Origin of the sequence: Rhodococcus sp. 7Tela_A2 (genome assembly GCF_049311045.1) — a bacterium.
Classification (GTDB): Bacteria; Actinomycetota; Actinomycetes; order Mycobacteriales; family Mycobacteriaceae; genus Rhodococcus.
The window spans coordinates 41,413-53,406 of record NZ_JAXION010000015.1 but is presented as its reverse complement, the minus strand read 5'-3'; the positions used below and the strand labels follow the sequence as shown (position 1 = coordinate 53,406).

Below are 11,994 nucleotides of genomic sequence, written 5' to 3'. Positions count from 1 at the left end.
GATGTGGACGGCCCCGAGGTCTGTGTCGGGCAGGTGTCAGGAGCGAATCGGGTGCTCGTTGCGTGCCTTCGGGAACCGCGCCTGACGGGCGACCCAGCCGGCCATCTTCTTCCAGTGCCCGGGCTGCGGATTGACGATGCTGGTCAGTTCCCGGTCCCACTCGGAGACGGTGACGTCCGGCAACGCGTCGATGACGGCGTGGGCGGTCGGCAAGTCCTTCGCGACTCGATCACCGAGCGTCCCGTCGGCGGCGACGACGGTGACCCGGACCCCGGACCGGCCGATCGGCTGCAGCACGGCCTTGCCGGAGCCGCCGTGCTCGGCGACGAAGGTGCGAATGGACGAGACGATGGCGGCCGGTGCGGCCGCGACCTCTGTTTCGGCGCTCATGAAAGCAGAATACTGTGACGGAATGCGCGCAATCGAAGTGGCACAGTTCGGAGGTCCCGACGTCCTCGTTCCGGTGGAACGTCCCGACCCGCAGCCCGGCCCCGGCGACCTGCTCGTCCGCACCGACGCCATCGGCGTGAACTACATCGACACCTATTTCCGCACCGGTATGTACCCCACCGACCTGCCGTACGTTCCGGGCTCGGAGGGCACCGGCACGGTCGTCGCAGTCGGCGAGGGCGTCGAGGACGGGCGGATCGGCACGCGGGTGTCGTGGTGCGCGGCCCCCGGCTCGTATGCGGAACTCGTCTGCGTCCCCGAGGCCGTGGCGGTACCGGTCCCGGACGGCGTGCCCACCGAGCAGGCGGCGTCTGCGCTGCTGCAGGGCATGACCGCGCACTACCTGATCGAGTCGGTGTATCCCGCCCGGGCCGGCGACACCGTGCTCGTGCACGCGGGTGCCGGCGGCGTGGGTCTGCTGCTCACCCAGTTGGCCGCAAAGAAGGGCGTACGGGTGATCACCACCGTCTCGTCCGATGCCAAGGAAGCCCTGTCCCGCGACGCCGGTGCGGCCGAAGTCCTGCGCTACGACGACGACATCGCAGCCCGGGTCCGGGAACTCACCGGCGGTGAGGGCGTCGCCGCGGCGTACGACGGGGTCGGTGCGGCAACGTTCGAGGCGTCCCTCGCCTCGGTCCGTATCCGCGGCATGGTCGCGTTGTTCGGTGCGGCGAGCGGCCCGGTTCCGCCGTTCGACCTGCAGCGCCTCAACCCCGCGGGTTCACTGTTCGTCACCCGGCCCACCCTCGCGCACTACACACGCACCCGCGAAGAGCTGCTCTGGCGGGCGGGGGACGTGTTCGCGGCGATCGCCGACGGATCCCTGCACGTCCGTGTCGGTGCGACCTACCCGCTGGCGGACGCCGCCCGGGCCCACACGGATCTCGCTGCCCGCCGGACGACCGGCTCCGTCGTCCTGATTCCCTGAGCAACGACCGCACAACGCAAAGCCCCCGCTCCGGTGTGGAGCGGGGGCTTCGTCGTGATCAGGGGATCCGGGATCAGAAGTAGGAGCCGATCGTCGGCAGGGCCAGCACCGAGTCGACCGCGAGGCCGAGGCATACCAGCGCCAGGTAATTGTTGGACTGCAGGAACAGCTTGAGCGGCTTGACCGACGCGCCGCCCCGCACGCTGCTGTAGAGCTGGTGCGCGACGAACAGGAACCACGCTCCGGCGAGGACGGCGAACACGGCGTAGATGATGCCCGCGGCGGGCACGATCACGAGGGTCGCGATCACGGTCGCCCAGGTGTACAGGAGGATCTGCTTGGTGACGTGCTGCTCTGTCGCGATCACGGGCAGCATCGGCACGCCGGCCGCCTTGTAGTCCTCCTTGTACCGCATCGCCAGCGCCCACGTGTGCGGCGGCGTCCAGAAGAAGATGACGAGGAACAATACGACCGGTTCCCAGCTGAGCGATCCGGTGACGGCGGCCCAGCCGACCATCACGGGCATGCATCCTGCCGCGCCGCCCCAGACGACGTTCTGCCAGGTACGACGCTTGAGCACCATCGTGTAGACGAGGACGTAGAACGCGATGGTCGCGACGACCAGCAGACCCGACAGCAGGTTCGCCCGCCACCACAACCACGCGAAGGAAGCCACACCCAGCAGGACGCCGAAGACGAACGCATTGCGGGTCGGCACGGTCTGACGTGCGAGGGGACGAAGCGCGGTCCGCTTCATCACCTTGTCGATGTCGGCGTCGACCACACAGTTGAGCGAATTGGCGCTCGCCGCACCCATCCAGCCACCGAACAGGGTGCTCAGGATCAGGACGATGTCGACGTGGCCCCGGTCGGCGAACAGCATCGCGGGGATGGTTGCGACCAGCAGCAGCTCGATGACACGCGGCTTCGTGAGCGCGATGTAGGCGAGCACGGTGCCCGAGAGACGTCCCCATGCGGTGTCGGGGCGGGGAGCGCCTGGCGCTTCGGGGGCGCCGAATCCGTGTCCCTTCGGCCGTTGCCCTGCCCGCACACTGTCTCCTTGCACCACGCGAATCCGCACTTTCGCTCGCCCGTTCACGGTCGCCCGGGTCCGGACGCTCCTTCTACTACAAACGATGGTAGACGGCGGACCCGCCCCGACCGAATCGACCCGCTCCGCGGCGCGCACTACTCTTAAGGAGCGCGCGGGCCAACTTCTACCCGCAGGCACCCCGTACACCCCATGTCAGGAGAACTCTGCTCGTGTCGATCACAGACGAGATCCGCACCCTCACTCAGCCGGCGCATCCGGCCGACTGGACCGACCTGGACACCAAGGCGGTCGACACGGCCCGCGTGCTCGCCGCCGATGCGGTGCAGAAGGTCGGCAACGGGCACCCCGGCACCGCGATGAGCCTCGCTCCGCTCGCCTACACCCTCTACCAGCGCGTGATGCGTCACGACCCGACCGATCCGAAGTGGGTCGGTCGCGACCGTTTCGTGCTGTCGTGCGGCCACTCGAGCCTGACCCTGTACATCCAGCTGTACCTGTCGGGATACGGCGTCGAACTCGCCGACCTCGAGGCGCTGCGCACGTGGGGCTCGCTGACCCCGGGACACCCCGAGTACGGGCACACCGCGGGCGTCGAGATGACCACCGGACCGCTCGGCCAGGGCCTCGCGTCCGCCGTCGGTATGGCCATGGCCGCCCGTCGCGAGCGCGGCCTGTTCGATCCGGACACCGCTCCGGGTGAGAGCCCGTTCGATCACTTCGTCTACGTGATCGCTTCCGACGGTGACATCGAAGAGGGCGTCACGTCCGAGGCTTCGTCGCTCGCCGGCGTGCAGGAACTCGGCAATCTGATCGTCTTCTACGACGCCAACAAGATCTCGATCGAGCACGACACCACGATCGCGCTCGGTGAGGACGTGGCGAAGCGGTACGAGGCGTACGGCTGGCACGTGCAGACCGTCGACGGCGGCGAGAACGTCACCGGGATCCTCGAGGCCGTCGAGGCCGCCAAGGCGGTCACCGATCGTCCGTCGCTCATTTCCGTGCGCACGATCATCGGCTATCCGGCTCCGACCAAGATGAACACCGGCGACGTGCACGGCGCTGCGCTCGGCACCGACGAGGTCGCCGCCGTGAAGAAGGTGCTCGGCTTCGATCCCGAGAAGAACTTCGACGTCGATCCGGCTGTGATCGAGCACGCCCGCGGCGTCATCGAGCGCAACGCCAAGGTGCGCGAGGCGTGGCAGGCCGACTTCGACGCGTGGGCCCGGCGCGAGCCGCAGCGCAAGGAACTGTTCGACCGTCTGTTCGCGGGTGAGTTCCCGGAGGGCTGGGTCGACGCCCTGCCGCTCTACGATCCGACCGACAGCGGTCCCGCGACCCGCAAGGCCTCGGGCAATGCGCTCGCGACGCTCGGCCCGATCCTGCCGGAACTGTGGGGCGGTTCCGCCGACCTCGCCGGCAGCAACAACACCACGATCCCCGGTTCCGACTCGTTCGGTCCCGAGTCGATCTCCACCGACGAGTGGACTGCCCAGCCCTACGGCCGGACCCTGCATTTCGGTATCCGCGAGCACGCGATGGGTTCGATCCTCAACGGCATCGCGCTGCACGGCCCGACCCGCGCCTACGGCGGCACCTTCCTCGTCTTCTCCGATTACATGCGGCCCGCGGTCCGTCTCGCCGCGCTCATGCAGACACCGGCGATCTACGTGTGGACCCACGACTCGATCGGACTCGGTGAGGACGGCCCGACGCACCAGCCGATCGAGCACCTCGCCGCGCTGCGCGCGATCCCCAACCTCGCGGTGATCCGTCCGGCCGATGCCAACGAGACGTCCTTCGCATGGAAGTCGGCTCTCGAGAACAAGACGGGCCCGACCGCGCTGGCACTCACCCGCCAGAACGTGCCGGTTCTCGAAGGAACCCGGGAGAAGGCCGCCGAGGGTGTCGCCCGCGGCGCATACGTGCTCGTCGAAGCGTCCACCGGAACCCCCGAGGTCGTGCTGCTCGCAACCGGTTCGGAGGTCGAACTGGCCGTGGCCGCGCGCGAGACCCTCGAGGCCGAGGGTGTGCCCACCCGCGTCGTCTCGGTGCCGGTGCTCGACTGGTTCCTCGAGCAGGATCAGGCATACCGCGACGAGGTGCTCCCGCCGTCGGTGCGTGCCCGTGTCTCCGTCGAGGCCGGTCTCGCGCTCCCGTGGTACCGGCTCATCGGCGACGCCGGCGAGGCCGTGTCGCTCGAGCACTTCGGCGCTTCCGCCGACTACAAGACCCTGTACCGCGAGTTCGGAATCACCGCAGAAGCCGTTGTCGACGCTGCGCACCGCTCGCTGACCACAGTGAAGGGATGATCGGATGACTTCGCAGACCACCGCGCAGAACGAGGTACTCGCCGCCCTCTCCGCCCAGGGCGTTTCGGTGTGGCTGGACGACCTGTCGCGTGAGCGGATCGAGTCCGGCAATCTCGCCGAACTGATCGCCACCCGGAGTGTCGTCGGTGTCACCACCAATCCGTCGATCTTCCAGGCGGCGTTGTCCAAGGGACACGCGTACGACGCGCAGGTTCGTGAGCTGGCAGCGGGCGGTGCGGACGTCGAGGAAACCATCCTCGCCGTCACCACCGACGACGTCCGCTCGGCGTGCGACGTGCTCGCTCCCGTGTACGAGGCGACCGGCGGGCTCGACGGCCGCGTGTCGATCGAGGTCGATCCGCGCCTCGCTCACGCCACCGACGAGACCGTCGCGCAGGCGCTGGAGTTGTGGCGCGTCGTCGATCGCCCCAACCTCTTCATCAAGATCCCCGCGACCATGGCCGGGCTGCCGGCGATCGCACGCGTGATCGGCGAGGGCATCAGTGTGAACGTCACGCTGATCTTCTCCGTCGAGCGATACGAGCGGGTCATCGAGTCGTACCTGGACGGGCTGACCGCGGCCAAGGCCGCCGGCCACGATCTCTCGAAGATCCATTCGGTGGCATCGTTCTTCGTCTCCCGGGTCGACACCGAGATCGATGCGCGTCTCGAGGAGATCGGCACCGACGCGGCCCTGGCGCTGCGCGGCAAGGCGGGCGTCGCGAACGCCCGGCTGGCGTACGGCTCGTACCGCAAGGCCTTCGAGTCCGGTGCACGTTTCGAGCAGCTCGCAGAGGCGGGCGCGCTCCCGCAGCGTGCCCTGTGGGCGTCGACCGGGGTGAAGAACCCGGAGTACTCCGACACGATGTACGTCACCGAGTTGGTTGCTCCGAACACCGTGAACACGATGCCGGAGAAGACCCTCGAAGCGGTCGCCGACCACGGGGAGATCACCGGCGACACGGTCACCGGCAACATCGCCGCAGCGCAGCAGGTGTTCGACGCGCTCGCTTCCGCGGGGATCGACCTTCCGGACGTGTTCCGCAAGCTCGAAGAAGAAGGTCTCGAGAAGTTCGAAGCGTCCTGGAACGAGCTGCTGACGGCCACGTCGGAGCAGCTCACCGCCCACGCACCCGGCGCGGAGGGCTGAACGTGAGCGAATCCGGGACGGCGGAGTGGGTGAACCCGCTGCGGGACAGCAGGGATCGCCGGCTACCCCGTATCGCGGGTCCGTGCGCTCTCGTCATCTTCGGCGTCACGGGCGATCTCGCCCGGCGCAAGCTGATGCCGGCGGTGTACGACCTGGCCAACCGCGGGCTCCTGCCGCCCGGATTCGCTCTTGTCGGATTCGCCCGCCGGGAGTGGGACGACGCCGAGTTCGGTGAAGTGGTGCATGACGCGGTGCGCAACAATTCGCGCACCCCGTTCCGCGAAGAGGTCTGGCAGCGGCTCGCCGAAGGCATCCGCTTCGTCCAGGGCTCGTTCGACGACGACGCGGCGTTCGCCGAGCTCGCCGAGACCCTGCACAAGCTCGATCAGGAGCGGGGTACCGGCGGAAATCACGCCTTCTACCTGTCGGTTCCGCCCGACGCGTTCCCGGTGGTGTGCGGGCAACTGGCACGCTCGGGTCTCGCGGCGGCGCACGACGACTCGTGGAGCCGGGTGGTGATCGAGAAACCGTTCGGCCACAACCTCGAGAGTGCGCGTGAACTCAACGCGGTCGTCGGCGAAGTGTTCTCCGAGGATTCGGTGTTCCGCATCGACCACTATCTCGGCAAGGAGACGGTTCAAAACATCCTGGCGCTGCGGTTCGCGAACCAGTTGTTCGATCCGATCTGGAACGCGCACTACGTCGACCATGTCCAGATCACCATGGCCGAGGACATCGGTCTCGGCGGACGAGCGGGATATTACGACGGGATCGGGGCCGCGCGCGACGTCATCCAGAACCATCTGCTGCAGTTGCTGGCGTTCACGGCGATGGAAGAGCCGATCAGCTTCGCGCCGTCCGAACTGCGCGCCGAGAAGATCAAGGTGCTGTCCGCGACCCGGCTTGCCGAACCCCTCGACGAGACCACCGCACGCGGTCAGTACACCGGTGGCTGGCAGGGCGGCGAACGTGTCGTCGGGCTGCTCGAGGAAAAGGGCTTCGCGGCGGATTCGACGACCGAGACGTATGCGGCGATCACCCTCGAGGTGGACACCCGGCGGTGGGCCGGGGTCCCGTTCTACCTGCGGACCGGAAAACGGCTGGGCCGCCGGGTCACCGAGATCGCCGTCGTGTTCAAGCGTGCGCCCCACCTGCCGTTCGACACGACGATGACCTCCGACCTCGGCCAGAACGCACTCGTGATCCGGGTGCAGCCCGACGAAGGTGTCACGATGCGCTTCGGGTCGAAGGTGCCCGGCTCCGAGATGGAGGTGCGCGACGTGAGCATGGACTTCAGTTACGGTCAGGCGTTCACGGTGTCCTCCCCGGAGGCGTACGAACGACTGTTGCTCGACGTGCTGCTCGGAGAACCGTCCCTGTTCCCCGTGGACGAAGAGGTCGAGTTGTCCTGGAAGATCCTCGATCCGGTTCTCGACCATTGGGCCACGAAGGGCCGGCCCGAACCGTACGAGGCGGGAAGCTGGGGCACGGCGTCGTCCGACGAGATGCTGCGCCGCTCCGGCCGGGAATGGAGACGGCCGTGAGACTGCAATTGCGCAACACCTCCGCGGTGGACGTCAGCAAGAAGCTGGTCGAACTTCGCAGGACCGGCGGAATCGTCACTCAGGGCAGGGTTCTCACACTCGTCGTGTGCGCCGGCGAAGCCCGGGGAATCGAGGCGGCGATTTCTGCCGCCACCGATGCCGCCCGCGAGCATCCCTGCCGCGTCATCGTCGTCGGGCGGGGGCGGGCCGAAGGCCCCTCGCGCCTCGACGCGGAGATCCGCGTCGGTGGTGAGGCCGGCGCGTCCGAGGTGCTGATCCTCGCGCTCCACGGCGAACTCGCCGAGCACCAGGAGTCGGTCGTGGTGCCCTTCCTGCTGCCCGACACGCCTGTCGTGGCGTGGTGGCCCGGCCAGGCGCCGCCGGTTCCCGCACACGACCCCGTGGGCAGGTTGGCGGTGCGCCGGCTCACCGACACCACGAACGCCCTCGATCCGCGCGCCGATCTGTTCTCGCGGTTGTCCGGATACACCCCGGGTGACACCGACCTGGCATGGGCCCGGATCACCTACTGGCGCGCGCTGCTGGTCTCCGCGCTCGAACAACCGCCGTACGAGCAGGTCGTGTCAGCCCATGTCTCGGGCCTGCAGACCGAACCGGCCATCGACCTTCTTGCGGGATGGCTCGCGAGCCGCATCGACTGCCCGGTGCAGCGCGCGACCGGCGACCTGCGCGTCGAACTGCGCACCACCACGCAGACGATCGTGCTCGGCCGTCCGCAGGAGGGGCGTGTCGCGACGCTCGAACGAACCGACAAACCTGCGTCCTTGATCACGCTGGCACGGCGGGACTCCGCGGAGTGCCTCGCCGAAGAACTGCGCCGGCTCGACCCCGATGTCATCTACGAGGCCGCGCTGTCGGCCCTGCCGAAGGTGGAATATGTCTGATCCCGCCAGGACCCCGACCGAGGTATTGACCTTCGCCGACTCCGATGCCGTCGCACGCGCCGCGGCAAAGGCTTTCGTCGATGCGGTGGTGGCAGCACAAACCGAACGGCTCCAGGCCCACGTGGTGCTCACCGGCGGCGGAACGGGCATCGCCGTGCTCGAACACGTCGGGCGTGAGCAGGGCGGGATCGACTGGTCGGCCGTCAACGTGTACTTCGGCGACGAGCGGTTCCTGCCCCCGGGCGACCCCGAGCGCAACGAAGTACAGGCGCGGGCTGCTTTGCTCGACCACGTGCCGATCGACGAGGCGCGCATCCACACCATGCCTGCTCTCGGTGAGGACGGATGCACCACGCCGGCGGAGTCCGCCGAGCGCTATGCCCGACTCCTCGCGGCACAGTCCGCAGACGGGTCCGTGCCCGACTTCGACGTGCACCTGCTCGGCATGGGTGGCGAGGGGCACATCAACTCCCTCTTCCCGCACACCGCTGCGGTGCGCGAAACGGAGCGATTCGTCGTCGGAGTGGACGATTCACCGAAGCCGCCGCCGGCGCGGGTGACCTTGACGCTGCCCGCTGTACAACGCGCCCGTCAGGTGTGGTTGCTGGTCGCCGGTGAGAACAAGGCCGACGCCGTAGCCGCGTCGGTCGGCGGAGCGGACCCGGAGGACATTCCCGCCGCCGGAGCGCACGGGCGCGAGCGCACCGTGTGGTTCGTCGACCCGGCTGCGGCCGCGAAACTTCCCACATCCTGATCGGCGGCGGTTCCGCGCCGCCGAGTTATCGAGGGTCGCTGTCGAAGTCCGGATCGTCGGCCGGGATCTGCGGTGCGGTGTCGTCGGTGCCCTCCCTGACGCAGCGAAACTTTATGGACGAGCGGGGTCCGCGCGTCGCGCGTGAGGCAGCGAGCCGAGAGCGTCCGGGAACACATCGCGTCGTTCGTGGATCCATGCGGGTGGGCTCCTCCTGTGGTGGGCCGCCGTCGTTGTCGGCCCTTGTCACGTTCGACGCACCACCGGACCCTGCGGTTCCCACGCCGCAGGAAGAACCGGCGCTCCCCAAGCTCGGTCTCGCTGTCCCTTACAGCCCTCGCTCGATCACCGCGGCGGTGACCCGGTCGTCGATCGACGAGACCGGATTCTCACGCCCCACCCACACCTCACCGCCGAAGTACTTCTCGATGATCTTCTCCGCCGTCCGGGTGGCGACAGCCTGCGTGGTCAGCGTGGGGTTGGGGCCGCCGAGGCTGTTGGCGAGCGCCGAGTTGTCGGTGATGAACAGGCGCTTGACCCAACGTGATTCCGCATCGGCGTCGAGTACCGAGTTGTGTTCTTCGAGGCCCATCCGCATGCTCGACTGCGAATGCAGAATCAACGGCGGCCAGTCGCATCGGTGCACCGACTTGGCGCCCGCCGCGCGCATCAGTTCGACAGCCTTCCGGGTCGAGTATTCGCGATTGCGCTTCGTGCGCGCCGATCGATTTCTGTGGGCCATGGTCACTTTCGGCGCGAGCCCGCCTTCGCTCGGAAGCAGCACCGGCGACAACGTCACCCGGTTCTCCGGTTCGACGTCGTCGTCGGTGATGACGAGTGCCGCGAGCACCCGGTCGGTGTCGGCCATCGTATTCAGCAGATCGCGGCCCACGAGCCTTCCCATGGTGTCCGCTCCCGCGGAGTCGACCACGCCCCCCGCTCTTCCGTATCCGTGGATCCCGGAATCGCTGAAGTTCAGTGCGTACGCGATGAGCGCCGGTGGCAGACCGAGTTGCTCGACCCCGCCGTAGCCGGGAAGGTCGACGCGTGCATTCGAGCCGGGGCCTCTGGTCTGGCCCGTGTACTCGTCGAAGACCCCGAATACGCCGTCCATGTGGTGATCGGTCAAGCCACGGCCGACCCATCCGTTCGGGTTGGGGAGACCGGAACCGAGCCACAGTCGCGGCGACTCGACACATCCTGCGGCGAGAACGACGACGGGAGCCGTGGCCTCGTGCTCCGCGCCGTCGGCGGTGGTCGTGAACCGCACCCCACGCGCGGTGGTCTCCCCGTGGACCTCCTCGAAGAGGATCTTCGTGACGACGGCGTCGGAGACGAGTGTGACGGCACGGCCGTGGGGCGACCACGCGTCGGCGGTGAGCATCATCGGAACGTACGAATTATCGGTCGAGCGCTTGGCTTTCAGATTTCGTGGCGCTCCGAGCGGCAGGTAGCAACCCTGATAGCAGTGCCCACACATGGTGCATCCGCGTGCGTCGGGGTAGTGCAGCAGCGCGGGGTCGCGGGTGCGTCCGGCGGTTCCGCCGGGCTGCAGGATCGCGTTCTGCTGCGCACGGTACGACGGTCCTGTCGTGTCGAGCGTGGTCTGGTGTGTCAGGCCGAGGGCGGCGGCGCCACGGAGGAACACCTGCTCCTTGGCGCCCATCGGCGCCGTCTGCACCGGGAGTGTCGCCTCGACCCATTCGTAGTAGCGCCGCAACTCGTCGTAACCGAACGGGAACAGATGCGCGGTGTCGTACATGTCCCGGTCGGGACCGTCGTATCCGGCGAATGCACCTGCTGCCGCCCGAGGCGAATTACCGAAGAAGTGCAGGGTGGTGCCCCCGACGCCGGCGACCTGCCACACATACGATTGCTGAGGAACGTCGCGCAGCCACGGCGTCCGGGATCGATCACCGGGTCCTTGCCGCAGAAATCCTGTGATCGGGTTGTTGGCGTCGTCCTCGAAATGCGTCCACTCGTTCTCCGGGTCGGCGAAGCGTGGCCCGGCTTCGAGGACGAGGACATCGAGCCCGCGGGCGGCGAGTTCCTTCGCGACCACGGGGCCGCCCCCGCCCGACCCGATCACGATTACGTCGGTCATCTACGCCTCCACCTTGTCGATCCCGCGGTAGTACCCGATCACTTCGTCCCACCCATCGCTCGGCCCGGCGTAGTTGCTGAGGTCCCAGCCGACGGGACGGCCGGTCGTCTTCCGTTCGACCGGATCGAACGCCGACACCTCCGAGAACGCGGCGAACGCGGCGAGGGTGGGCAGCGCGTTGACCACGAACCTGATGATGAAATTCTCGAAGCGTGGGTCGGTGTCGAGCCACTCGAACACCAGCGCCTTCTTCGCAAAGTCCAGGTTGGCGAACGGCGCCGCGAACGGCCCGTTCGAAGCGCCCGGATCGGCGGTGGCAGCAAAGATGTTGAGCAGCACCGCAACTCCGGCTGCGCCCGGAAGGGGAACTCCCACTCCTCCGAACAGCGGAATCGCGAGCGCTCGGTCGAGGGTGCGCTCGAGTGACGCTGCCGTGCCCGGAGTCACCCCACCCGGCCGGTCCGTCGCCACCCCCTGATGATGCGAATAGGGGTCGTTTCCGGGAACCACGAACGAGAGCACACCGTTGATGGTGTCCCGGATCGGTGGTGCCGGGGCCGCGGGTTGAGCCCCCGCCGCGGGCGCGCCCACCACGCCCAGCGCGGCCAGTGCGGCACCACCGCCGATCAAGCCGGTCAGAAACTGCCGTCGGTTCCATGAACCGTCGTGTTCGCAGGCCACGCCGCCCCCCTCCGTCGGTGCAATTACAACTTATGGGAGTGTACGGACGAACCGGTCGGAATTCGGGAGATGGGGCGATCGGCGGGCCTGCCGGCCGCGCCGGTTCGGTCACCCG

Annotated in this window: 10 protein-coding genes; 6 read left to right on the top strand and 4 right to left on the bottom strand. The window is 68.1% G+C overall.

From position 1 onward, the window contains the following. Positions 1 to 36 precede the first annotated feature (36 nt). A complete protein-coding gene (locus tag TVH25_RS05025) occupies positions 37 to 390 on the bottom strand; it encodes a hypothetical protein (protein ID WP_169621882.1) in 354 nt (117 codons plus the stop codon). 22 nt (positions 391 to 412) lie between these two features. Here TVH25_RS05025 and TVH25_RS05020 point away from each other — a divergent pair, with 22 nt between their 5' ends. Further along, positions 413 to 1,378: a quinone oxidoreductase family protein gene (locus TVH25_RS05020; RefSeq protein ID WP_422423494.1), complete on the top strand. Its 966-nt coding sequence runs from the start codon at positions 413 to 415 to the stop codon at positions 1,376 to 1,378. Between the two features lie 73 nt (positions 1,379 to 1,451). On the opposite strand, the gene TVH25_RS05015 is transcribed toward TVH25_RS05020, so the two are convergent. Continuing rightward, a complete protein-coding gene (locus tag TVH25_RS05015) occupies positions 1,452 to 2,429 on the bottom strand; it encodes a heme o synthase (RefSeq protein WP_169621880.1) in 978 nt (325 codons plus the stop codon). Between the two features lie 212 nt (positions 2,430 to 2,641). On the opposite strand from TVH25_RS05015, the gene tkt reads away from it, so the two are divergent. From tkt to pgl, 5 genes are read left to right on the top strand one after another with little or no spacing between them, the layout of a single operon-like run. Next, positions 2,642 to 4,744, top strand: coding sequence for a transketolase (gene tkt / locus TVH25_RS05010; RefSeq protein ID WP_169621879.1), 2,103 nt, complete (start codon positions 2,642 to 2,644; stop codon positions 4,742 to 4,744). 4 nt (positions 4,745 to 4,748) lie between these two features. Continuing rightward, complete coding sequence (tal, locus tag TVH25_RS05005) at positions 4,749 to 5,894, top strand: transaldolase (protein WP_169621878.1); 1,146 nt, start codon at positions 4,749 to 4,751, stop codon at positions 5,892 to 5,894. 2 nt (positions 5,895 to 5,896) lie between these two features. Then, positions 5,897 to 7,438, top strand: a complete 1,542-nt coding sequence (zwf, locus tag TVH25_RS05000; RefSeq protein WP_169621877.1) for a glucose-6-phosphate dehydrogenase — start codon at positions 5,897 to 5,899, stop codon at positions 7,436 to 7,438. Beyond that, on the top strand, positions 7,435 to 8,343 hold the full coding sequence (opcA, locus tag TVH25_RS04995) for a glucose-6-phosphate dehydrogenase assembly protein OpcA (protein WP_346765167.1): 909 nt from the start codon (positions 7,435 to 7,437) through the stop codon (positions 8,341 to 8,343). The genes zwf and opcA overlap by 4 nt, the downstream gene beginning before the upstream one ends. Next, entirely contained in the window at positions 8,336 to 9,097 is a 762-nt protein-coding gene (gene pgl, locus TVH25_RS04990; protein ID WP_422423492.1) for a 6-phosphogluconolactonase, read from the top strand. Before opcA ends, pgl begins: the two co-directional genes overlap by 8 nt. A 325-nt stretch (positions 9,098 to 9,422) precedes the next feature. Here the strand turns inward: pgl and TVH25_RS04985 are convergent, their stop codons facing one another. Both TVH25_RS04985 and TVH25_RS04980 read right to left on the bottom strand, forming a co-directional pair. Continuing rightward, complete coding sequence (locus tag TVH25_RS04985; protein ID WP_169621874.1) at positions 9,423 to 11,198, bottom strand: GMC family oxidoreductase N-terminal domain-containing protein; 1,776 nt, start codon at positions 11,196 to 11,198, stop codon at positions 9,423 to 9,425. Further along, the gene (locus TVH25_RS04980) at positions 11,199 to 11,879 is read right to left on the bottom strand and encodes a hypothetical protein (RefSeq protein ID WP_169621873.1); all 681 of its coding nucleotides are present in this window, start codon (positions 11,877 to 11,879) and stop codon (positions 11,199 to 11,201) included. It lies immediately after the preceding gene. Between the last annotated feature and the right edge of the window lie 115 nt (positions 11,880 to 11,994).

Excerpts from the sequence above, each read along its gene's own strand:
- TVH25_RS05025 (WP_169621882.1), bottom strand. The coding sequence starts at position 390 with ATGAGCGCCGAAACAGAGGTCGCGGCCGCACCGGCCGCCATCGTCTCG.
- TVH25_RS05020 (WP_422423494.1), top strand. The coding sequence starts at position 413 with ATGCGCGCAATCGAAGTGGCACAGTTCGGAGGTCCCGACGTCCTCGTT.
- tal (WP_169621878.1), top strand. The coding sequence starts at position 4,749 with ATGACTTCGCAGACCACCGCGCAGAACGAGGTACTCGCCGCCCTCTCC.
- pgl (WP_422423492.1), top strand. The coding sequence starts at position 8,336 with ATGTCTGATCCCGCCAGGACCCCGACCGAGGTATTGACCTTCGCCGAC.
- TVH25_RS04985 (WP_169621874.1), bottom strand. The coding sequence starts at position 11,198 with ATGACCGACGTAATCGTGATCGGGTCGGGCGGGGGCGGCCCCGTGGTC.